The 22,418-nt window shown below is 68.6% G+C and carries 20 protein-coding genes and 3 pseudogenes; 12 read left to right on the plus strand and 11 right to left on the minus strand.

The window, feature by feature from the left end; translation table 11 throughout:
* Positions 1-229 precede the first annotated feature (229 nt).
* The 3 genes from GA0115234_RS42995 (at position 230) to GA0115234_RS01095 (ending at position 2,079) form a co-directional block, all read left to right on the plus strand.
* Positions 230-745: a helix-turn-helix domain-containing protein gene (locus GA0115234_RS42995; RefSeq protein WP_237540978.1), complete on the plus strand. Its 516-nt coding sequence runs from the start codon at positions 230-232 to the stop codon at positions 743-745.
* A 134-nt stretch (positions 746-879) separates the two neighbouring features.
* A complete protein-coding gene (locus GA0115234_RS01090) occupies positions 880-1,260 on the plus strand; it encodes an FKBP-type peptidyl-prolyl cis-trans isomerase (protein WP_093538927.1) in 381 nt (126 codons plus the stop codon).
* 426 nt (positions 1,261-1,686) lie between these two features.
* Positions 1,687-2,079 carry a DUF4262 domain-containing protein gene (locus GA0115234_RS01095; protein ID WP_093538928.1) on the plus strand — a complete coding sequence of 131 codons (393 nt, stop codon included), beginning with the start codon at positions 1,687-1,689 and terminating at the stop codon, positions 2,077-2,079.
* A gap of 283 nt (positions 2,080-2,362) precedes the next feature.
* Here GA0115234_RS01095 and GA0115234_RS01100 read toward each other — a convergent pair whose 3' ends face one another.
* The 3 genes and pseudogenes from GA0115234_RS01100 to GA0115234_RS43000 all read right to left on the minus strand — a co-directional run.
* Positions 2,363-2,677: a transposase family protein gene (locus GA0115234_RS01100; RefSeq protein ID WP_256088525.1), complete on the minus strand. Its 315-nt coding sequence runs from the start codon at positions 2,675-2,677 to the stop codon at positions 2,363-2,365.
* A 105-nt stretch (positions 2,678-2,782) separates the two neighbouring features.
* Positions 2,783-3,415 (minus strand): DUF2461 family protein, encoded by a 633-nt coding sequence (locus GA0115234_RS01105; protein ID WP_176729035.1) that lies wholly within the window; start codon positions 3,413-3,415, stop codon positions 2,783-2,785.
* Between the two features lie 227 nt (positions 3,416-3,642).
* Positions 3,643-3,925 (minus strand): annotated as a pseudogene (locus tag GA0115234_RS43000) (transcriptional regulator); the annotation flags it as partial.
* A gap of 253 nt (positions 3,926-4,178) precedes the next feature.
* Here GA0115234_RS43000 and GA0115234_RS43005 point away from each other — a divergent pair.
* The 3 genes from GA0115234_RS43005 (at position 4,179) to GA0115234_RS01125 (ending at position 5,646) form a co-directional block, all read left to right on the plus strand.
* Positions 4,179-4,535: a hypothetical protein gene (locus tag GA0115234_RS43005; protein ID WP_237540979.1), complete on the plus strand. Its 357-nt coding sequence runs from the start codon at positions 4,179-4,181 to the stop codon at positions 4,533-4,535.
* On the plus strand, positions 4,511-4,660 hold the full coding sequence (locus GA0115234_RS43010; protein WP_237540980.1) for a hypothetical protein: 150 nt from the start codon (positions 4,511-4,513) through the stop codon (positions 4,658-4,660). The genes GA0115234_RS43005 and GA0115234_RS43010 overlap by 25 nt, the downstream gene beginning before the upstream one ends.
* A gap of 386 nt (positions 4,661-5,046) precedes the next feature.
* Entirely contained in the window at positions 5,047-5,646 is a 600-nt protein-coding gene (locus GA0115234_RS01125) for a DUF6058 family natural product biosynthesis protein (RefSeq protein WP_093538930.1), read from the plus strand.
* A 321-nt stretch (positions 5,647-5,967) separates the two neighbouring features.
* Here the strand turns inward: GA0115234_RS01125 and GA0115234_RS01135 are convergent.
* Positions 5,968-6,319, minus strand: a pseudogene (locus GA0115234_RS01135) (transposase); the annotation flags it as partial.
* A 369-nt stretch (positions 6,320-6,688) separates the two neighbouring features.
* Here GA0115234_RS01135 and GA0115234_RS01140 point away from each other — a divergent pair.
* Positions 6,689-8,338: an alpha/beta fold hydrolase gene (locus GA0115234_RS01140; RefSeq protein ID WP_093538932.1), complete on the plus strand. Its 1,650-nt coding sequence runs from the start codon at positions 6,689-6,691 to the stop codon at positions 8,336-8,338.
* A gap of 234 nt (positions 8,339-8,572) precedes the next feature.
* Here GA0115234_RS01140 and GA0115234_RS01145 read toward each other — a convergent pair whose 3' ends face one another.
* Positions 8,573-10,312: an alpha/beta hydrolase gene (locus GA0115234_RS01145; protein WP_093538933.1), complete on the minus strand. Its 1,740-nt coding sequence runs from the start codon at positions 10,310-10,312 to the stop codon at positions 8,573-8,575.
* 337 nt (positions 10,313-10,649) lie between these two features.
* A complete protein-coding gene (locus tag GA0115234_RS01150; RefSeq protein ID WP_093538948.1) occupies positions 10,650-12,863 on the minus strand; it encodes an MMPL family transporter in 2,214 nt (737 codons plus the stop codon).
* Positions 12,864-13,137: 274 nt separating this feature from the next.
* Between GA0115234_RS01150 and GA0115234_RS01155 the strand changes: the two genes are divergently transcribed.
* Together GA0115234_RS01155 and GA0115234_RS01160 are read left to right on the plus strand one after the other, a co-directional pair.
* Positions 13,138-14,364, plus strand: a complete 1,227-nt coding sequence (locus GA0115234_RS01155) for a sensor histidine kinase (protein ID WP_093538934.1) — start codon at positions 13,138-13,140, stop codon at positions 14,362-14,364.
* Positions 14,361-15,083 (plus strand): response regulator, encoded by a 723-nt coding sequence (locus tag GA0115234_RS01160; RefSeq protein ID WP_093538935.1) that lies wholly within the window; start codon positions 14,361-14,363, stop codon positions 15,081-15,083. The genes GA0115234_RS01155 and GA0115234_RS01160 overlap by 4 nt, the downstream gene beginning before the upstream one ends.
* Before the next feature lie 317 nt (positions 15,084-15,400).
* Here the strand turns inward: GA0115234_RS01160 and GA0115234_RS44170 are convergent, their stop codons facing one another.
* The 4 genes and pseudogenes from GA0115234_RS44170 to GA0115234_RS01175 all read right to left on the minus strand — a co-directional run bounded on the left by GA0115234_RS44170 (position 15,401) and on the right by GA0115234_RS01175 (position 18,179).
* Positions 15,401-15,487 carry a LuxR C-terminal-related transcriptional regulator gene (locus GA0115234_RS44170; RefSeq protein ID WP_370803726.1) on the minus strand — a complete coding sequence of 29 codons (87 nt, stop codon included), beginning with the start codon at positions 15,485-15,487 and terminating at the stop codon, positions 15,401-15,403.
* 84 nt (positions 15,488-15,571) lie between these two features.
* A pseudogene (locus tag GA0115234_RS01165) lies at positions 15,572-15,872 on the minus strand (transposase); the annotation flags it as partial.
* 132 nt (positions 15,873-16,004) lie between these two features.
* A complete protein-coding gene (locus tag GA0115234_RS01170; protein ID WP_237540981.1) occupies positions 16,005-16,469 on the minus strand; it encodes a hypothetical protein in 465 nt (154 codons plus the stop codon).
* 222 nt (positions 16,470-16,691) lie between these two features.
* Entirely contained in the window at positions 16,692-18,179 is a 1,488-nt protein-coding gene (locus GA0115234_RS01175; RefSeq protein ID WP_093538936.1) for a carboxylesterase/lipase family protein, read from the minus strand.
* 81 nt (positions 18,180-18,260) lie between these two features.
* On the opposite strand from GA0115234_RS01175, the gene GA0115234_RS01180 reads away from it, so the two are divergent.
* The 3 genes from GA0115234_RS01180 (at position 18,261) to GA0115234_RS42110 (ending at position 21,989) form a co-directional block, all read left to right on the plus strand.
* Complete coding sequence (locus GA0115234_RS01180) at positions 18,261-18,887, plus strand: TetR/AcrR family transcriptional regulator (RefSeq protein ID WP_093538937.1); 627 nt, start codon at positions 18,261-18,263, stop codon at positions 18,885-18,887.
* A 986-nt stretch (positions 18,888-19,873) separates the two neighbouring features.
* Positions 19,874-21,736, plus strand: coding sequence for a hypothetical protein (locus GA0115234_RS01185; RefSeq protein WP_161275529.1), 1,863 nt, complete (start codon positions 19,874-19,876; stop codon positions 21,734-21,736).
* 4 nt (positions 21,737-21,740) lie between these two features.
* A complete protein-coding gene (locus tag GA0115234_RS42110; protein ID WP_093538939.1) occupies positions 21,741-21,989 on the plus strand; it encodes a DUF6406 domain-containing protein in 249 nt (82 codons plus the stop codon).
* Positions 21,990-22,121: 132 nt separating this feature from the next.
* On the opposite strand, the gene GA0115234_RS01195 is transcribed toward GA0115234_RS42110, so the two are convergent.
* Positions 22,122-22,418 (minus strand): integrase core domain-containing protein (locus tag GA0115234_RS01195; RefSeq protein ID WP_141718358.1); only part of this gene is annotated, 297 nt, incomplete at its 5' end.

The raw sequence follows: 22,418 nt of genomic DNA on the forward strand, positions 1-22,418 counted from the left end.
CTGACCGGCACTCTCGGCACATCCGAAGCCTCGGCCGCGATCGGTGAAATCCTTCACCCGTTGATCTTCGGCTCATCAGAGGAAGCCGCTCGGTCCAAAGGGACATCTTCATCGAGGTCTTGGAGCGGATAACCATGGATCCCTTCGACGGTCAGATCGGAGCAGCCACGAAGCAACTCCTCGACCTCCTGGCGAGTAAGCAGCCTCCGAAGGAGCGCTGACGCCGCCGATGCACCACGTCCGCCAGTTTCTGTACCAGAGTGGCGGCATCCGCCTCACCCCGCAGCGGCGCTCTGAGCGGCACCTGACCGGCAGTGAGCGCGAGGAGATATCCCGCGGCATCGCGGCCGGAGATTCTGCTCGGCAGTTGGCCAAGCGGCTGGGCAGATCCCCTTCGACCGTCTCCCGCGAGATCGCCCGCAACGGCGGCCGGAACCTCTACCGAGCTGCGTCCGCTGATGCGACCGCCTACACGCGGGCGCTGGCCCAAGCAGTCCGAGCTCGCCCAACGGCCCGCTCTGCGCGCCCTGGTGGAAGCGCCCGCGGCACGGGCAGTGTTACGGGCCGCGGGCGCTCCTCGGAGCGAGTCCACGACCGTCATCAACGCAGGCCGAAGGGCCTTTTGCGCAGCGGGCCACTCGCCACCAGGCGATGCCCAGGGGTCATCCCCGCGGACGCGGGGAGCAGGGCCTCGCCATCGTCGAGTACGGGCGCGGCGTACGTACAGCACGGCCGGTCACGCTGAGCATCGTGCTCCGTCGGGCTCGATGTGCTCCAGGAGATCAGCGTTCACGGCAGCATGATGATCTACTGCATAGAGTGACCACGCGCCTGGCTGGTCTGTACGAGGGCTCCCGGCGACGAGCGAATGAGGCTGCAATGAGTGAACTGACGAAGCCCGAGATCGACCTTCCGGGGGATGACGCTCCCACCGAGCTGACAATCCGCGACTTCGTCGTCGGGGACGGGCTCGAGGCGAAGCCGGGCAGGGTTGTCCAGGTTCACTACGTCGGGGTCACCTTCGAGTCCGGAAAGGAATTCGACACCTCCTGGGACCGGGGCCAGCCGTTCAAGTTCGCCGTGGGCGGTGGCAAGGTCATCAAGGGCTGGGACCGCGGGATCAGAGGGATGAGGGTCGGCGGTCGGCGCGAGATCATCGTTCCCCCGCGCCTCGGCTACGGCAACCAGTCACCCTCGCTGTTGATCCCTGCGGGCTCGACACTCGTCTTCGTGGTGGACCTGCTCTCCGTCGCAGTCTGAGGCCTTCTGCTACCCGGCCTCTCCATCCGGAACCAAGGCCGCGCAACACCTGCTGACCGACCGCGGCACCACACCCCTGCCCCCCTCGCCCGCAGCCACGGGCAGAGGCACGTGCCGACAACAACACGCATCGGCGCCCATGATCCACAAACTGCAGACACCCCGGTAGCGGGCCTGAACCCCGGCCCCAGCCCGGACCTCCGGCCACGGCCAGGGTGCCGGCGGCCATGAACCCCGCGAAACGAATCATCCCCGCGGCGACCTCACGCCGCCACTTCGTGGTCGCCGGGTCCCGCCCCTCGATCGCAGCCAAGACTCCTCCTCCGCTCCCGGCCGACGCTCCCGGACCGACGATGCCGTTCGATTGAACGGGTGGCTACGGATCCCGGCTGCCCAACTCGTCTGCTCACCTCATAGCCTCCGCACATGACTGATGATCCGATCCAGTGCCGCTGTGTTCTCTGCCATGACTACAGTGACCGAGACGATGCGGACCGCGCGGATCTGACGATCATCGAGGATGTGCAGCAGCACGGATGGCACGTCGTGATGGTTCCCGAGGACGAGATCCGTCCTGGATTCGCCTACACGATCGGCCTCTCACACACTCACGGCGCACCTGAACTCACCATGTTCGGACTTGATGTCCATGCCATGCATCACATGCTCAACAGGCTCGGAGCGAAGTCAGCCGCAGACGCTGTACTGGCTGACGGCCAGAGGCATCCTGACGTTGTCGACGGTCACCAAGTCGCGCTGAGGCAGGTGTGGCTGAGGCCGAGTGAGCACCCTGTCGGGGTCTGGACGACCGAACTCTGACCTCGAAAGAGCTGACCAGTGACAGGCCAACGCTGTCGCGCGGACGTGTCCGGAAACCGTGGCCAGTTCGGGGCAGCGGGTCAGAACGTCTTTCCAGGCTGGAGCGGTCCTCCTCGGTCAGGGCCTTGGGGGGATGAGTGAGCCGGCCGGTCGGCGACCGGGGCGGCGCCCGGGACGGAGCCCCGCGCAAGGTGGCGATGTGGGCACGGGCCGTGGCGTAGGTGACGGGAGCATTCTCGGCAGCCAGCCGAGCACCGGCCCGCCCGGCCAGTGCGAGCCCCACTCACTCCAGGGCGTGGTTGAGCCGACCGAACCGTGCGTGCGGGGCGGCCAACCGGGAGAACGGCTCGACGAATGTCCGGCGCGGGCAGTCCGCCGATCCACTGATGAAGCGCCGGACCGCCAGCCGGATCACAAAGCCCTGCTCAGCGAGCGGAAGGTCCTTCAGTCTGCGCTGGAAACGGTCGTGGACCCGGCCCGGAAAGCAGCCGCAGCCCGGACATGCGGCCACGACCGCGCGGCCTCTCGCCACCTCCTCGACCGTGCCGAACGCGGCCGTCACCGCCTCGACGTCCATCTCGTCGATCCCGTCGAACACCAGCGAGTCCCAGAACCGCCCCGGCCGCCGGGTTCGCTTGCAGCGGGGTGTCGGCGCGGCGGCACGGGTGTGGTTCCTCTCGTGCCGCGCGGTGTCCTCGTGGTGTCAGGCGGCGCGCTTCACGTGGCAGACCAGCCACATCAACAGGGCGTCCAGGTCTGCGGCGGCCGAGAGGACCCGGTCGACCGCCTCGGGGGTGTGCAGCCACTCCTCGCAGCCGAGCGGACGGGCTGCGATCAGCGAACGATGGCGCAGCAGGTTCGTACGGGGGTGGTCCGCCGGATAGCCACGCGGCGGGCGTTTCATCACGTCCCCGGAGATGTCGTAGCCCTTCTTCCGCACATCCTCGACGATGGCGGACAGCTCACGGCCGCTCCGCTCGGAGGCCACGGCTTTGCGGAACATATCCACCTGGCCAGGATCGGGGTACCACCAGGCGCCCTGGATTCGCAGGCCGTCCAGCGAGAACCGGAGACCGATCTCGATCTTGCGGCCGAGCCGGATCACCGCGCCCTGATGCTGCCACCACCAGGAGTCGGTGCGGTAGTGCCAGACGGAAAAATCCTCGTACCGGGGGTCGGTGTCCGCGACCTCGTTGAGCAGGGCGATCATCGGCTGTCGGACCAGACGTTCGCGGTCCGCGCGGTAGCGCTCGCGGGTCGCGTGGGCCGGTTCGCCCTGGAGCTGCAACAACACGTCGATGGCCTGCTCCGGCCAGCCGGTGAACTGTCCGCGCATGCGCGCAGGATAGCTCACCCGTGATCCGCGCGCGGAGAGTGAGACGGGCAGGGGCGCGTAGCCCCGGACAAGGTGGGAGTCGTTGCGGCGGGGCTCGCCGGCCGGTTCGATGTGCCGTGCGCGGTGGACGACTTCGTCGAGGAACACGGCGAGTGCAGTCGATATGAAGCGGGCGGTGAGATTGTGCAGCCGAGCTTGAGATCCCACAGGCGAAGAGGGGCGCTCTGGGCGGCGAAGCCGATGCTGGTGACGTACTCGTACTGGGATCCGAGGTCGACGATGACATCGTCCCAGGCGTCGTCCAGGCCTGGCGGTCGCCGGATTCCCAGGCCGCGACGAACGGTCCCAGCGGCGGACGTTCATCGTGCGGTACTCCACCATCCGCTGGAGCGGGCGCGGCACCTGCGACTCGTTCAGCGGATGGATCTCCACCCGCGTCCCGCCGTCGGCGTTCAGGCGGCGCAGGAGATGGCGTGCGACGTTCTGGCGGCGCACCTGGCGGTAGGCGGCGCGCCGACGCTGGTCACTGTGTCGGCGGCCGTGGACCGCGCTTCGCCGTCCCGGGCGCACATCTTCGGGAGCCGGCTAATCACCTCGCTGACACGGCCCCAACCCCCGTGGCAGGGTGCGGTGATCGGATCGGCAGACGGAGGGGGCTTCCGTGGAAGCACGAATGTGGGACGCGCTGGTCGGCGTGATGAAGGATGCGTAGGCCACGGGGCTGGGTGGGGGGATCGTGCCGCGTCCGGTCAGCCTGCCTCTGGTGCGCGGCGAGCCGGTCGGGCTGATCCGGGTTCGCCCGATAAAGGTCGGCGAGGACGCGCTCGCCGGGATCGCTGAGCTCGCGAACATCGCCGTTGCGGCCGGTGCGGACGAGGTCGTGCTCGCCTGGGAATCCCACGATGTCGCCACCGCTTGCGAGCTGCCCGTCGTCGGCCCGGCGCCGTGCATGAACATGGTGCTCGCCAGCCGCGACGCGCACGTGCTGCACCAGTTCCTCCACGACGAGCAGCTCCTCTCCCGTAGTCCCGAGGGATGGGCGTCGATCGCCCCGGACTGGAGACCGGCCCCGCACCGCAGCCCGGTGGCGAACTGGTGCCGCCGATCCAGGCCGCGGTGAACTTCTCCTTCATCCCGATCGAGCTGGACCACCCCGACCCGTTCGGCGTCACCGTCGTGCTGATGGAAGGGGACGGCTACAGCGTTCGCCTGACCGAAGCGTTTCGCCCGCTGACCCGCCCGTGACACGGAACTCCGACGACGACGCGCCCCGCCGAATCCGAGACGCGGACGAACTGATCTATGCCCGCCTACGGGAAGCCGACGAACCGATCAACGTGATGACCACCAACCTCGTCATCGACACCCAGGAGAGACTCGCCCGGCATCGGCGGCTGGACCATGCCTGGCGTGCCGGATGGGCGGTCAGCTGGCTGTCCCTGCTCACGGCTGTCATTCGAGGAGTGTCCCGCCTCGAACAATCTGGTGGATCGATGGGCAGAGGTGAGGGCGAGGTGCCCTCGTACTGTCGTGATTCCATCGATGGTTCGGTGAGTGCCGAACCATCCGGCCGGTAGCGTGCCGGGTTCTGTGCGGGAGATGCCCGCGCTGATAGATGCCGGAGGCGACCGATGTCGGAGACAAACCCAAAACAGCAGCTCGGCGAGCGGTTCCGCGAGGTCAACGGCGACCATCCGATGACCGATGCCGATGACGCATATGTCAGCGCGCAGTTCGTTGCCCTGGAGAGACTGTGCGCAGACCATGGCCGCGATGTCGATGCGGTCCGTCTGCTGATGCTGGGACAACGTCTGCCGGTTCCGGGATATCTGCGCTCCGACGGTACTGAGATGGTACCGACCGACCTGTTCGCTCTCGCCGACGAAGCCGGCGGCGTAGAGCTGCTCGAAGCGTGGTTTACCGCTCACTGGGCCGACCCGGTCACCGGGAAGGCGGAGTGGAATGCGTACCTCAGCGGGCAGTACGTGTGTCTGCACTCGGTGACCCCGGCCGCCATTCAGCGCAAGGACTACCTGACGACCGCGATCAGTGCCTCACAGAACGAGCCGGGTGCCGGTTCAGCGCAATGGTCTGAGCGACTGCACGTACTGGTCGATGAACTCGACGCGCTGGAACCGGCGTTCACGGCCTATGACCGCCTTCGGTTCGGTGGGCCCACGTCCCGGGACACCTGCATAGACGCCATGCGCGCCCGCTTCCCGCGCCCGTGACCCGGATCCATCGGTGGCGTTCTACGGAACGGTTGTGATCGCTCATGCCACGCGGGCTTCGGGACGTTCAACCACACGGCCGCAGGAGGTACTGACCGGCGTCGTCACCGGGCGGTCGGCAGGCTCTGGTCTGCGTTCCTTCGCACGGTACTACGCGTGGCCCGGCACCGTCTTCGTACCCGTCCTCGACACTCGGTGAGAGAGCAGCCATCTCGCGGTAAGGGCCGGTGACGACAACCCGGAGGTACGGATCCTCCGAACGCACACGACGGGCCTGGACAAGGCCGCCATGGTCTTCTGCCACCACGGCGTCTGCAGCGTGTCGGCGCGATTCTCGGAGATGAAGTCCCAGCGGCAGGGGCTCACTTCACCTCCCGGGTGAAACAGGTGGCTGCCCGGCGCCGGATCTCGCGCTCCGGCTGCCACTGCCTTTCTCCGCCTTCAGCAGCCGGGTGTTCTCCGCCCGCAACCCTGCCAGTTCCCCAGCCGGACTCCCGCCGGCCTCGCGGTGCTCGGGCAGTGCCTGCGACTCGTTTTCCTTGCGGACCCACGTGCGCACATACGTGGCGGTGATGCCGAGGTCCGCCGCGTATGTGCGCTTGCCGCCCGCGGCGCGGTAGAGCGCGACGACTTCCTTCCTGAACTCCTCCGGATACGGAGACTCGCGTCCCACCTGGACCTCCCCCTGGTCATCAAGATCCATTGCCAGGGTGTCCACTCCAAAGGATCAGTCTCGCCGGGGTGTTGGGCTGTTGTCATGGTCTCAATGCAGAGCCGTGGACGAACCGTTGCTGGGGAAGGCCTCACCGGGATCGGGGGGACAGCCGTAGTGAGTGGGGGCTACCGCTGCGCATAGCTTCTACGGTGTGAGACATATACGGAACAGGGCGAAGAGATCCGCTTTTGACAGGCACCGACCGGCCCGGTCTGCAGCGGTGTCGGCTGTCCCATCGGGCGTGGTGGCGGTTGCCGTACCCACGGCGGGCGCGGCACATACGACTGTCACTTCCGACCACAACACCCAGCACCCCAAGAAGGCTTCGTGATCACCTCCAGCCCCGCCGTGCGCCGCACCTCCGCGGTGGGCCTCGCCCTCGTCGCCTGCCTCGGCCCGGCCCCCTCCGCCACGGCCGCGCCCGCCCCCACCATGTCGAAGTCCGAAGCCCGGCTCGACCGTTATTACGATCAGCGCCTGGGCTGGGGCAGCTGCGCCAAGAGCTCGGGCGACACCATGGGCCGTGATCTGGACAAGGCCGGCGTGCAGTGCGCGGACGTCACTGTGCCGCTCGACTACGCCGACCCCCGGGGCCGTACGATCGCCGTCGCGGTATCCAGGCTCAAGGCCGCTGACACCCGCCACCGCATCGGATCGATCCTGCTCAACAACGGCGGCCCCGGCGGCACCGCCCTCGAATCCCCGCCGGAATTCCACGCGTGGATGAAGGAGGTTGGCCCGCGTTACGACATCGTCGGCTTCGACCCGCGCTTCGTCGGCCGCAGCACCCCGCTGGACTGCGGTCTGCCCGTCGGCACCAATCTCTTCTCGGCCGGTCACAGCCGGGCGAGCTTCGAGCGCCAGGTCGCCCTCCAGAAGGACCTGGCCGACAAGTGCCGGGCCACCAACGCCCCCGTGCTGCCGCACGTCACCACCCGCAACACGGCCCGCGACCTGGACGTCATCCGCGGCGCGCTCGACGAGAAGAAGATCTCCTACTTCGGCTACTCGTACGGCACCTACCTGGGCACCGTCTACAGCCAGATGTTCCCCGGCCGCACCGACCGCATGGTCCTGGACGGCGCCATCGACCCACGCAAGTTCGGCCCCCGGCTGCTCCGGGAGGCCGTCGGTGAGAACGAGCAGGCGCTCGCCGACTGGGCCTCTTGGGCTGCCGCCCGCAATGACTCCTACGGCCTCGGCCGCACCCGCGCCCAGGTTCTCGCCACCATCGACCGCGTCATCAGGGCATCCGCGCGCGCACCGCTGACCGTCGGCAGCGCCCCGGACGCCTTCCAACTTGACGACACTCAGACCCCGTTCCTCCTGCTCGCCGGCCTCGACAGCGACACGGACGCGTCCCGCGCGGCCCTCGGCGAGCAGGTGTCCGTGCTGAACGAGGCCGCGGCCGGGCAGCCGACCCGGCTGTCACCGCAGTTCGCCGGGCTGCTGCGGTTCGCGCTGACCGGCGAGCAGTCACACCACGGCAGTGTGCAGTCCGCGGTCATCTGCGGGGACGTGGCGGCCCCGCGCGATCCCGAGGTCTACTGGCGGGCCATCGAGCGCAGCCGCTCCGCGTACCCGCGCTTCGGCGCGCTGGCCAACAACATCGGCCCGTGCGCCTTCTGGGACCGGCCCCGCGAGAAGCCCACCCGGGTGAAGCACGACACCAAGGCGCTGATCGTGTCCGCCACCGGCGACACGCGCACCGCCCACAAGGGTGCCGTTGCCCTGCGCGGTCTGCTGCCGAGCTCCAAGCTGATCACCCTCAAGGGTGCGAACCGGCACGCGATCTACGGACTGTACGAGAACGCCTGCGTCGACAACGAGGTCAACCAGTACCTGGCCACCGGCCGGCTGCCCGCCGACGACCGGACCTGCTCCAAGCAAGCCGGGCTTCGGCCGGCAGGCGGACGTTCAAGGACGTCGCGGCTGATCCGGACGTCAGCCCGGGACGCTGCGGACCTGGGTGCGTGATACCGGCGGTCGTCCAGTCGCCGCCGGCGCGTCGCAGGACACCGAGCCTCGATCACACCCGGAACGGTTCAGTGGTCGCAGTGCTCCCTGGCCGGTTCGGAGTGCTGGCCGACGCCGAGGTCCGGATGCTGCGGGAGTGGTTCGGGGGGTGGGGGCGGATGACGGTGGGCCAGACGCCGGCGAAGGGCGGCACCCCGCCGAGGGGATGCCGGCCTTCGGTTGCGCCGGTTCCGCTCAGGCGGCGCGGCGGGTCTTGCGGCGGCGTACTGCGACGGCGGTGCCGCCACCAGCGACGGTCAGTGCGGCGGCTGCACCAGTGATCGCCGCGGTGCCGATGCCGATCGACGCCCCCATCGGCGCGGACAACGCCTTCGTCGTCATCAGATCCGACGAAGACGCCTCAGCGGGGCACTTGACGCAAGTCTGATTCTTCGTCGGCAGTTTGCCGGTAGCCAGGTACTGGTTGACCTCGTCGTCCACGCAGGCGTTGCCGTAGCGGCCGAAGAGGGCGTGCCGGTCGGCGCCCTTGAGGGTGAGCAGCTTGGAGCCGGGCAGTTGCCCGTGCAGGGTCACGCTGCTCTTGTAGGTGGTGCGGGGGTCGCCGGTGGCTGCCACGATCAGTACCGGGGCATCGCGACGGACCTGGGTGGGTTCCTCGCGGGGGCGGTGCCAGAAGGCGCACGGGCCGATGTTGTTGGTCATTGGTCCGAACACCGGGTGCGCGGCCCGGCTGCGTTCGATGTCGCGCCAGTAGACCTCGGGGTCGCGCGGGACGGCCACGTCCCCGCAAAGGACCGCGGCCTGGACTCCCGACGGTTCGGCCGCGCCGTGCAGTAGGTACCGGAGCGTCGCGGAGAACTCCGGCGAGAGCGGTGTCGGCGCTGTGCCCCGTGCGGCCCTGCTCAGCACGGCCAACTGCTGGGCGAGGAACGCCCGGGTCGGATCGGTGTCGTCCCCGATGCTGGAGTAGAGGAGGACCGGCACCTGGGTGTCGTCGATCCGGAAGGTGTCCGAGCCGGTGCCGACGGTCAGCGGGCCGCCGGCGGACGCCTTGAGAACGCGGTCGACGGTGGTGAGCACGTGGGCGCGGGTGCGGCCGAGGCCGTACTCGGCGTCGTGGTCCGCCGTCCACGCGGCCCAGGCGGACAGCGCCTTCTCGCTCGCGCGCTCGGTGCCCTTCGTCAGGCGGGGGCCGTAGTCGGCGGGGGCGACCGCGCCGTCGAGCACGACGCGGTCGTAGCGGCCGGGGAACATCTGGGTGTAAACCGTGCCCAAGTAGGTGCCGTACGAGTAGCCGAGGTAGGAGATCTTCCGCTCGCCGAGCGCGCCGCGGACGACATCCATGTCACGGGCCGTGTTACGGGTACTGATGTACGGCAGCACGGAGGCGTCACGGGTGCGGCACTTCTTGGCAAGGCTCTTCTGCAGGGCGACCTGGCGGTCGAAGCCTGCCCGGCTGGTGCCGCCCGAGAACCAGGACGTGCCGACGGGCCAGCCGCAGTCCAGTGGGGTGCTGCGGCCGACGAAGCGTGGGTCGAAGCCGACGATGTCGTAGCGTGCGCCGACGTCCTTCATCGCCTTGCGGACGTCCGGCGGCGACTGGACTGAAGGCCCGCCTGGCCCGCCGTTGTTGAGCAGGATCGATCCGATGCGGTGGTGGGTGTCAGTGGCCTTGAACCGGGATACCGCGAGGGTGATCGTGCGCCCTGCGGGGTGGGCGTAGTCGAGCGGCACGGTGACGTCCGCGCACTGCACACCGGCCTTGTCCAGATCACGGCCCATGGTGTCGACCGGGCCCGTGACGCAGCTGCCCCAGCCGAGGTGTTGCCGGTAGTACTGGTCGAGCCCGGCTCCGGTGCCGTTCTTGGCGGGGGCCTCCGAAGCCGAGGCCAGGGCGGGGGAAGTGATGAAGCAGGCGGCGAGGGTGAGGCTCGCGGCGGAGGCGCGCCGCGCGGTGGGGCTGAGGATGGTCACAGGTCTCCTTGGGTTGGCGGGTACGGTCGGTGGCGCGGAACACGGTGTCCAGGGCGGCGCGGAAGCCGGTTTCGGCTCGGTACCGGGCACCTCGTTGCTGTGGACCTGGAAGTCCGATGAAGATCTCGTTCTGACCGCCTGACTCAACCGCTTCGCCCCTAAATGTTGACGGGGGCAAACCTGCCTGGGCCGGGCGCGATTCCAAGATCTCCAGTGGGCTTCCAGGGTGTCTCTGACGGCTCTTGAGACATCTGGTGGCTGTCACGGGTGCGCACGCTCCACCATGCGAGGCCACGCCGGACAGATGAAGTGCTCACGGGTCACCAGAGCCGTTCGGTCAGTCCGTCATCAGAACCCGGTCGGGTTCCGGGGCAGGTGCGTTCGCACGGTGCTGCGGGTGGCCGCCCTTGGAGGGCCGTGGGCGGACCGGCCACCAGATGCTCCGTCCGAGGAGTGCGGTAAGGGCGGGGACCAGTACCAGCGAGAGGACGAGCGCGGAGAGCAGGATTCCGAGCGTCATCGCGAAGGCGATCTGCTCGTTGCCCGGGGTCGTGGCGAGGGTGGCGAAGGAGCCGGCAAGGACCAGGCCTGCGGTCGCGATGGCCGGTGTCGTGTGCTGGACCGCGCGGGCCACGGCGGCGCGGGCCGGGCCCGGTCGCTGCATTTCCTCCCGGATCCGGTCGCTGATCAGGATGTTGTAGTCGGTGCCCAGTGCCACGACGAACAGAAACAGCACGAGCGGGAGGGTGAAGTTGACGCCCGGCTTGCCGAGGACGTGCTGGAAGAGCAGGGTGGCGGCGCCGAGGGTGGCGGCGAAGCCGAGCCCGACGGAGAGCATCAGGATCACCGGTGCGAGCAGGCTGCGCAGGAGCAGCAGGAGGATCAGCGCGATCAGTGCGGCCGCGACCGGGAACACGATCTTCAGGTCGTGGTCGACGGCGGTGGAGATGTCGGCGTAGATCGCCGCCGTTCCGCCCACGTGTGCCGTCGTTCCGGCGGGTGCGTGCTGGGCGACCGCTGCCCGCACGGGTCCGGAGGCCAGGTCGCGGGCCTGCCGGCTCTGCGGGTCCGCGGTCGGGTAGAGGTCGATCCGGGCGGCGCGGTGGTCCTTGTTCAGGACGGTCCGTGCGACCTGGCCCACGCCCTTGACCTGGGTGAGAGCACGGGAGAGGCCGTCGAGCCGGCCTGCGGTGAGGGTGCCGCCGTCAGTGGCGGTGACGAAGACACTCGTCGGGTCCGACACTCCGGCCGGCAGCGCACGGGATATCTCGGTCGCGGTGGCCGCCGCAGGGGTCTTGGCGGCGGCGTTGCCCTGGCCGTAGTCCATGCGGATCCCGGTCAGCCCGGCGGCCAGCGCGGCGAGCAGGGCGACGGAGGCGAACGTCATCGTCATCGGTCGTCGTGCGACCTGCGCCCCGAAGCGGGCGGCACGGCCCTCGCCGGGCTCGTGGCCAAGGGACTTGGAGGGCCAGAACATCTTGCGCCCGGCGGCCGCGAGCAGCGCCGGCAGCAGGGTGAGGCTGCCGAGCAGCATCACCAGGACCGCGACGGCGATGGCGGGGCCCAGCGAGCGGAACTGGCCGAAGGTCGCCACACCCAGTGTGGCGAACCCGGCCACGATGGTCAGCGCCGCCGAGGTGATCGCGGTGCCCACCCGTCCCGAGACCTGCCCGGCCGCCTCGCGGGCGGACTGCTCCGGCCGGGCGCGCAGTTGCTCGCGGAAGCGGAACAGCAGGAAGAGCAGGTAGTCGATGCCGATGCCGAGCAGGACCACGCTGATCAGATCAGGGGTGCCCGCGTCGAGCTTGCGCCCGGTGAGTATCGCGGCACCCGCGACGGCTCCCCCCGCCACACCGATGATCATGGCGACCGCGACCAGCGGCAGCAGGGCCGCCAGCACGCTGCGGAACACCAGCACGTTGATCAGCAGGATGAGCCCCATGAGGAGGGCGCCCCCGACCTTCGCGGCGGTCACGTGGGAATCGGTGGTGTCGACGGTGTCGGCGAGACTTCCGGTGAAGCCGGTGCGCATCCCCACCTCGGAGAACTGCGTCCGGGCGGCGTCCCGGAAGGCCCGGTAGACGCCCTGGACCCCCTTGTCCGTACGGTTCCCGATCAGCTCGACGGAGAGCAGTTCGAAACTCCGGTCGGGTGCCACCATCGCCGGGGCGATCCGAGGTGTCTGGGAGCGGTCCGGGACCAGGAATCTCGGTCTGTCGTCCTCCCTGGGCATGATCACCCGACGCTGCGCCAGTTTCACCGCCTCGGCCTCGACCCGCTTCTGGTCGGCGGCGCCGAGAGCCTTGCCGTCGGACCGGGCGACCAGCATCGTCACGGTGGTGGCGTCGGGGTTCACCCCGAACCGTTCCTCGGCGATCTCCAGAGCGGCCGCCGAGTCGTAGCTCTTGGGCAGGAAATCCCCGGTCTGGTTCTGGGTGACGCGGCCGATCAGTGTCGGGGCCAGGGCGCTCAGCACGACACCCAGCACCGCCCAGAGGGCGATGACTTTCCACGGGTGTCTGGTGGAGTATCCGGTCAGGGCGCGGATCACGATGTCCTCCGGCGGACGGACTTGCATGCGGACGTCTGCCGGGGGCTCCCGGCCGGTATCCAGACCATCACCCCGGGGGGCCGGGAAGCGTCCTGGCGGCGGATGATCCGGGCCGGGGCCCTGGGTCCTGCCCCGGCCAGGGACCAGGACCCAGGTCCTGGTCCCCGTCCTGGTCTCGGGCCGCGAGCCGCCACCGACGGTGCTGCCACCAGTGCTGCAGCCGCTGTGCAACTCTGTACCGGAGGCCGTAGGGCCGGACACAGGGAGAACAGACATGCGCAGGCGCCGACACATCGGGCCCGGCGATGCCCGGGAGCCGCTGCACATCGACAGCGCCGGGCCGCCGTGGTCCCGCAACGACGCACTCGTGACCGGCGGGGCCTGCGCGATGAACCTGCTCAGCTACGTGTTCTTCGACGACCCCGACGGCCGGTACGCCGTGAGCGTGGCCGGGTTCCTCCTCGTCGCGCTGGCAGCCCTGCCGTTGCTCGTCCGGCGCAGCCACCCGGTGGTGGCGCTCGCTGCCGTACTGGCACTCGATATGACAGCCACCCTGACCGCGCCGCTGCCCGGACACTTCGGTGCCGTCCTGCTGGTCGCCCTGTACTCAGTCGCCAGGGCCTGCACCGGCCGGGTGACAGCGGTCGCGGCCGTCGCGACGGTGTCGCTGACGTTGCTGAGCCAGAGCCACGGCCGGATTCCTCCGTGGCAGGACGCCGCTGTCACGCCCCTCTCCGCCCTGATCGTCGTCGGCACCGCCATGGCGGTCAACCGCTGGCAGCGGGAGGTGGCTGCGAACCGCAGACTTCTCGCCGACCGTGCGGTGGCCGACGAACGCCGCCGCATCGCACGGGAGCTGCACGACATCGTGGCCCACCACATCACCACCATGCAGCTGATGGCCGGCGGAGCACGGGCCAACCTCGCCCGGCCGGAGGTGGTCCGGGACGCCCTGGTCACCCTGGAATCCTCCGGGCGGCTCGCCCTGCGCGAGATGCGCCAACTCCTCGATGTGCTGAGGGCCGGTGACGAACCGGAGTCCGCGCCGTCGCAGCCCCAGCCGGGCGTCGACGACCTCGACCGTCTGGTGGCCGAATCCCGCCTTGCCGGACTGCCGACCGAGTTCAGCGTCCACGGGCCGCAGCGCCCGCTGCCGCCGACCGTCGGCCTCACGGTGTTCAGGATCACCCAGGAAGCCCTCACCAACGCCCGCAAGTACGCGGGGCCCGCCCGCGCGTCCGTCCGGCTGACGTATCGCCAGGATCGGGTCACCGTCGAAGTGCGGGACGACGGTGGGAGCACACCGCCGCAGGAGGGGGCGACGTCGGTGGGCTCGGGCGGTTACGGCCTGATCGGCATGCGCGAGCGCGTCGCCCTGCACGGCGGCACCCTCGCCGTCGGCCCGCAGGCCGACGGTGGGTTCGCAGTGGTGGCCGGCCTTCCGCTGACCACGGACGAGGCGGCCGAAGCAGCCGTCCAGCACGAGGGAGCACACCGATGACCGGGACCCGGCCGAACACACCGAGGATCAGAGTGCTGATCGCGGACGACCAGCCGCTGGTCCGGCGCGGCCTGTCGCTGATCCTCTCCCCCGACCCGTCCTTCGAGGTCGTGGGAGAGGCCGAGGACGGCGCGCAGGCTGTCGTCCTCGCCCGCCGGCTGCGTCCCGACGTCGTGGTGATGGACATCCGGATGCCCGTCCTCGACGGTGTCGGCGCGACCGGGGAACTCGCCGCCACCGTGCCCGGCTGCCGGGTCCTGGCCCTCAGCACCTTCGACATGGACGAGTACGTCGTGGGTGCCCTGCGCGCCGGAGCCTGCGGCTTCCTGCCCAAGGACAGCTCGCCGGAGGACCTGGGCGTGGCGATCCGCACCGTCCACGCAGGCGAGGCCGTCGTCGCGCCGCGTCTGCTCACCCGTCTGATCTCCACCTACGTACGGGCCCCTCACGGCGCGTCGCAGCCGCTCCCCACCGACCTGGGCGAACTCACCCCCCGGGAGGTCGAGGTGTGGCGTCTGATGGCCACCGGTCTCGACAACGCCGGGATCGCCCACGACCTGCACATCAGCGTCTCCACGGTCAAGAACTACATCACCAGCATCTTCGGCAAGCTCGACGTCCGTGACCGCGCCCAGGCGGTCATCGCGGCCTACGAATCGGGGCTGGTCACCCCGCGCGCGGCAACCGGCAACCCGCGCGGCGACGGACACACCGCATAGCCGGGCCGACCGGTGCGCTCACTGCTTGCACAGGGTGGTGTCGAGGAGGGCCGGGACATCGGCAGGGCCTCCCGAAACTCCTACGTGGCCGGCTTCTCCCCCCGCGAGGGCGGGTATCTCCCCGAGCTCCCATGGCCGGGCCTGCCCCGGGGCGGGGAGGCGACCAGAACGTGGACTTCCCCGGACGCTGGTTCAGCGGCACAGGCAGGCCGGGTCCGGCCACCTGATGTCGCGTCAGCCCGCGACCTCGGGCACGACCAGGCCGGTTTCGTACGCGATGACCACCGCGTGGGTCCGGTTCCGCGCGCCGAGCTTGGTCAGCACGTCCCGACCTGGGTCTTCACCGTCTCCAGGCTCACCGTGAGGGACTCCGCGATCTCCGGGTTGGACAGGCCGGTGGCCATCGGCCGCAGCACCTCCTCCTCCCGCCCCGTCAGCGCCGCCTCCGGCAGCGCCTCCGGCAGCGCCTCGGCGGAGCCCAGTGGGCGGGCGGCGACCACCCGGCCGTCCGCCGCCCGCGGCAGCGGCACCGTAGCCAGGGCCCGTCGCAGCCGCGCGACGTCGCCCCGGCCTGCGGACAAGGCGTCGCAGAGGCCGCCGTGTCCGCGACGGTGTTCGCCGACCAGTGACAGTTCCACCAGTGACCAAACCGGCCCGTCCACGCACAACACCGCGTCCGCGAGTTCGAACAGTGCATCCGCACGCCTGGTCAGACAGGAGTGGAAGCCCCCGGAAGCGTGACGGTGCCGCAAACGGATCCTGCCGGGCAACGTGATGCGACAGACTCATCCCCACTGCCTTCGTGCTGAGCGTTGTGTGTACCTTGCTCGGATCACACGCTCGGCCGAAGGCCGCCTGCGTGTACGTCAGTTCCCAGTCCGAGTGATCGAGTACGACGGACTGTTCGGACCTCCAGTTCAGTCACAGGCTGACCAGCTGGGCTTCGTCAGGCCGTTGCGGACACTCGGCCTCAGCCTCGACACCAGCGGCACGCAGCCGATGGGCGAGAAGAGTCATCTCGGGCATCGTCCCTGCGAACAGGCCAGCCCGGATCTGCTGGAGCGTCCTCTTCGTCTGGGCCAGATCTCCGCCGAGTTCGGCGCGAAGAACCTTCATCACGAGGATCGGACTGGCGAGAGGATCACTGAGTATGAGCCGTGCCTCGCCGTGCTCGGCCAGAAGACGCCGGCGCAGGTCGTCCGGTACGGAGCTTCCTCCCGGCCCGCACTCGTACAAAGCGTCACCGCAGCCGGAGCAGTGGTAGCCGATGTCCCATTCAAGGCTTTGCCCGACCAGCACCTGAACGCCGACGCACTCCGTCTCCGAGCCGCAGCCCGAACACTGTGCCGGGTACCTGACAGACGCGATCAGCACGACTTGTCCCATCCACTGGCGCGACCTTGACGACCCGGACTCCCGGGCCCCGAGATGAAACGCAAGCTAGCACTCACCCTCTTCAATCCCATTCAGAAATAGGTTAGTTGACAGTCACCCAGAAATGAGGCGGGCGCCCTCCGGCACCCCCGACCAAACCCTGACCAGCCTGCAGCCCAGCCGCCGATCCCGAGGTGCTCCGCCCGCTCGCCCACCCCACCCACTGGATCCCATCTACGTGAGATCAAAGGGGGCCGGGTCGCATCCCTCCCAGATCTGGCGAGAGGCCTCTTCCGGGTACGGCAAGGTCTTCGACTCGATATCCAGGACTCGAGTCAGCTGCCGCTCGGGCCGGTGGGCGGGCCACCCGGGGTCGCCGGCCGTGGCGAAACGGACCCATCCCTGCTGCAGTTCCCAGGAGACCGCCGAGACCTCCGGCGTCGGCTGGTCGCCGAAGAGGTGCCGACCGACGGGGCCGTCCAACGTGCCGAACGCCAGGGGGACGTCGAGGCTGTGGCAGGCGCCCAGAACCCCGCCGGACGCCGAAGCCGCCAGTTGCAGCTCGAAGAGATACGACGTGCCTCCAGCCGCCTGGTTCGCCTGGGCCAGCCACAGTGAGGGCATCCGGAAGAGGGCATCGGAGTACACCAGTTCAAGCAGTTCTTCAGGGGTGGCCTGCGGGTAGGCGGCACGGTAGGCGTCGGCGCCGCCCGGTGCCGGGGCGAACAGATCCAGGGCCGTACAAGCCTCGTCCTCAGTGAAGGTGCCCAGCCGCCCCATCATGACGCTGAACAGCCTGAATTCATCACGGGTGTGGCCGACGAGGAGCTCGATTCCGCCTGTACGGCCGCCGGCCAGCGCCTTCCAGGGCGTTTCGGTGAGCACCACGCCGTCGAGGACCGGGCACACGGCGACACCGATCTGCGAAAGTCGGCCCCACCTCTCGCGGTGGCCGGGAAGGTCAGCGCCGAGGGCGGTGAGCTCGTCGGCCAGGCGCAAGGGGTCGATGCCGGAGAGGGCTTCGGCGTCAGGTGTCGCGCCGACCCGGCCTGCGAGCTCGGCGGCGACCTCTTCCGCCAGCGCCCGGGTGCACAGCGTTCCCGGAACCGAGTGCACGATGGCCCTGCGGAACAACCCCTGCGCCCGCTTCATCGTCAGCAGGGCCGCGATCGACCCCGCCCCGGCGGACTGTCCCGCCACCGTGACCTGGTCAGGGTCTCCGCCGAAAGCGGCGATGTTGCGCTGTACCCATTCCAAGGCCGCGAGTTGGTCGAGAAACCCGCGATTGGCCGGGGCGCCCTCAAGAAGAACGAAACCCTCGGCTGCCACCCGGTAGTTGATGCTCACCACGACCAGGCCCGCGCTGGTCAGGGCCGCGGGGTCGTACATCGGATCGCTGGCGGTCCCCGCGATGTAGGCACCACCGTGGATCCACACCAGCACGGGCAACCGGGCCATCCCCAGGGCCGGGGTACTGACATTGAGCGTGAGCCAGTCGTTCCCGACTGAGCTCTCGGCCGTTGGTCCCGCCTGCGGAGCCACGGGGCCGAACTCGGTCGCCTGCCTCGTCCCGTCCCATCCTTTGACTGGGGCAGGAGCCTGAAAGCGCAGCGGCCCGATCGGCGGTTGGGCATAGGGGATGCCACGGAATACCGCATGCTCGCCTCGCCAGCACCCTTCGACGAGACCCTCTGCTGTCCGTGCTCTTGGTTGTTCGGACATGTCACACCCTTCCCCACGAACGGACTCCCAACTTTTACCGGTCAGATGTAATATGTCAATCGTATTGAAAAGAGGTCAACGATGCCCAAGCAGGTGGATCACCGTGAACGCCGCGAGACGATCGCCCGAGCACTGTGGCGCGTAGTGGAGCAACGCGGCATCGCGCACGCGAGCGTCCGCGAGGTAGCCCAGGAAGCGGGCATCTCCCACGGCGCGGTGCAGCACTACTTCGCCACCCGAGAAGAGATGCTGGTCTTCGCCATGGACTTCGCGTCCGAACAGACTTCACTGCGCGTCGCCGAAAGAATCAGAGAAATCGGCAGCCCACCACACCCCCGCGACATGCTCCGCGTGATGCTTACGGAGATGCTCCCTCTGCATCCCGACGCACGCGCGACGAGCCGGATGAGCGCCGCCTACGTCCTGGAGGCACTGCACAACGCGAACATCCATACACGCACGCGCGACGGGTTGGCTCACGGCCGCGACCTCATCGAGCAGATCGTCCGCCAGGCAATCACCGATGACCACATCAGCCCCGACCGCGACCCGGCGACAGAGACCAACCTGCTCCTGGCACTCACCGGCCTGACCCCGCTCATCGAACTCGACGTGATCGAGCCCCAAGAAGCCCTCACCGCCGTCGACCAGCACCTCGACCAGCTGTTCACCAACAGGACCAGACCACACCCAGCCGCCGACGCGTAGATGGTCCAGGGCTTTGTAGATGTAGACGTGTTCCACGGGTGATGCGGTTGAGGACCAGGCCGAGGACGCCGAGCTGGTCTTCCATGCCTTGTAGTAGCGCCGGCAGATTTCGTCCTCGCAACCATGGAAGACCTTGCCGGCCTGGCTGTACCAGGCGGGGGCCCGCGCCCTGGATTCCGTCGTCAAATATCACGCCCGTGCCGGCGGATAACACGGCGACCTGCAGTTGCCCAGCCTGCGTTCTCAATGGACTCGGCATGGCGGATGACCGCAAGTACCATGGGCGCGCATTCCTGTCCGTGTGTGCTGCAACACCACGGTTGTTCCCGGTTTTCGAGCGCGTCCCGCTCCAAGAGAGAGAGGTCAGCAGTGAGCACGCGGGAACTCATCAAAGCCCGCACCGCCGACGGCGGCGGCGCGGTGTGGTGCTCGCACGACGGTAGCCCGTTCAAGCGCACCGGCGGCGGCCCGGAACTGATCTCGGAAGCCCAGTTGCAGCAGCCACGTGCCAAGGTCGGCTGTCGGGCGCCCGAACAGGTCGAGAGCGTCGGCCTCGACACCGGCAGTCGGTACTGCCTCCGGGCACGGCATCGGCGCCGCCACCCGCGTCTCCGGCCAGCTACACACACGTCAACTACCGTTTCCGGGACCACCTGGAGGCCATCCAGCGAAGCCCGGAAGGCCGATCCCCGGCCGGATCCCACAGCTGCACGGCCCACACAGCCGCTGGGCGTTCCGCAGCCTTGTCCTGCCCGGAACCTCAGGAGCCGCCCACCAGCTGTAAGTTCCGTACGCTGCCGAGCTGCTGGCCGGATCGGCGACATGGACCGTAATGGCCTGCGCGACGCGGCGGTGATGGGCGGCACGACGAAGGAGCGCGTCGGGCAAGCCCTCGCTCTGGCGTGCGCGGGGTCGGCCGCGGCTGCCTGCGGTGGTGGCAGAGAAAGCGATCTGGGTGGCACAGGAGTGCGCCCAGGAGGGAAGACGTGCTCGTGAACGAACTCGGCACCACGTCTGATACTCCTCTTCCACCGCCGCCCGAGCCTGTGGATGCCCCGGGTCCCGCAAAGGGAGACATACCGGGGGTGCCCAACGAGAACCTCGCGAAGCCGGACGTCGGCTGGGAGGGGGTGGAGGAGACAGCAGACGGCGATGCCCCGGAGCCCGAGCACAAAACGGACACGCAGCCCCTGCAGGACTCCGGCAGGTCCGACAGCCTCGGAGAACTGCGGGACGGAGACGCTGCCAAGTACGAGGCACAGACGGAACTCCCTGAAGACGGGGACCCTCCGGCGGATCCGAATATCCCTGAGGAGGCCGAGAGAAAGGCGATCGACGCCCCGCCGACTCAGCCTGAACCGGAGCCCGAGGTCGAGCCGGAGATCGAGCCCGGATCTGGGCCCGATCCCGAACCCGAGACAGAGCCGGAAGCCGAGCCCGAAGTTGAGCCCGAGGAGCCGGCAGCACAGGACCAGCAGGCAGTGAAGCCGGAGGGCATGACCGTCCAAGAGGCGCAGTCGTCCGAGCGGTTTGGCCGGCAAGAGGATGCGGACACACATACACCGAACCCGGACCGCACAGCGGAGGACGAAGCCGCCCCCGAGGCTGGGGCACCCGGGACCGGGAACGGCTGGAGCCCTCAAGACGAGCCGGGCGAAGCCGCCGTGGACATCGTCGAGCAAGCATCGGACGCCGCGAACGAGCCCGTCGCCCTCACATCGTTCGAGGCCGACGCAGATGCCCTGACCGAGGACTTATCCAAGAACCGCGGCCTGACGACGGACACTGCCACAGAGCCCGAGCCATCCGAGCCGGACGACGGGCCCCCCGACACCGACGACGCTTCCGCACAACACGACGACGGTCCTGCCGAGGGCGCATTCATGGACCGGCTGAGAGACCTCGTGGGTGCGGGCCGTCAAGAGGCGGACCGATCCGAACGGCTGGCCGACACGGTCCACCGCCCGGATTTCCAGAATCCGCTCCGAGAAAGGAATGAAATTCCCGACCGCTACGGCACTCCGCTCGATCGCGCCGACGGCACCCGGACACCGCTCTTCCACGGGGTTCCCTCGCGTGAGCAGGCGAAGCAGGGCGCTCTCCGGGACTGCGGCGTCATCGCCACACTTGGTGCTGTGGCCACGCGTCGCCCCGATGCGATACACGCGTGTGTGCAGGAAACCGAGGATGGTAATTACGCCGTCAAGCTGCACGAGACAAAATTCAATACCTCGCTCGGCAGGTACGAGGCCACGGGACATGAAATCAATCTGACCGTGACGTCTGATCTCCCGGTATTCGACGCCAGCCCTGACGAGCCTGCTTATGCCGACTCCGTGAGGACCGGGGCGGCATGGGGACCTATTCTGGAGAAGGCCATCGCAGGAGCCGATCAGACGTGGAACCAGGATCACCGAGACCGGTGGGCCGAGCTGTCCGAGGTACGTAAGGACCCGGAGGTACCCGAGGGGTACGTTCGCCTCGACAAGGGCAGCAGACCCTCCGACCGTGCTGAACTCCTCACCCAACTCACCGGCGAGCCCTCTGTGGTAGAAGATTTCCCGACGCAGTACGATCGCAACGGACGCAGCCCCGACGCGCAACTCATGGGCGATATCCGGCAGCGGCTCGCAGAGGGAAAGCCGATCGTGGTGGGGACGAAGTCGCTGGGCGAAGCCGGTGGTGTTCTGTCCCACGACCTGGAGCCGGAGCATGCGTATGAAGTGACCGCAGTTGACGACCGGGCCAGGATTCACCTGCACAATCCCTGGAACAGCGCCCATCCCGAGCCTTTGACTCTCAAACAGTTCCGGGACAACATACGACCGTACTACAGCACTCTGGAGTGAACCAATGCCTGCTGAGGTTGTTATCAGCCGTGGATCCCCGAGACAGACTGCGATCGCGTTCTTCGGCGTGATCAACGTGGATGCACGTCCCGGGCACCCCCTCACCGTCCGCCTCGTGGTGGAGGATGGCGAGGAGCGCCGCTACACCCTGGAGCCGGGTGACACTTTCCCCGTCCGGGACGAGCGCTGGGAACTCGACCGAGTGGAGAACCCTGCTGACGACTGGAGTGTCTTCATCCGCAAGGTCGAGTAGGCAACCGGGGATAGCTGGTCGGAGGGTCTGACAACAGCCTGACACTGTCGGGGTATTGAAAATCAGGGTCGCTCACGTGATCTGCGTACTGCTGAACAGGTCTGGGGCCTTGACCCCGGATGTTGAACACGTCTATGCGGCTTGGGTCAGGGTAGTTGCTGCTGGTTGGACGGCGTTCTCGTAGGCAATCGGAGACCGCTGACCGACGCGGGAATGCCGGCGCCGGGTGTTGTAGCGGGTCAGCCAGCGGAAGGCGTCGGGCCTGGCCTCACGCTCGCTCGACCAGGCTTTGCGGCCTTTGAGCGTCTCCCTCTTGAAGGCGGCGTTGAAGCTTTCCGCGGAAGCGTTGTCGGCGCTGGACCCGATCGCGCCCATGCTCTGCCGGACCCCAGCTGACCTGCAGAGTTCCGCGAAGGCCCTGCTCGAATA

This window comes from Streptomyces sp. DvalAA-43 (assembly GCF_900091725.1).
GTDB classification, from domain to species: Bacteria; Actinomycetota; Actinomycetes; order Streptomycetales; family Streptomycetaceae; genus Streptomyces; species Streptomyces pulveraceus.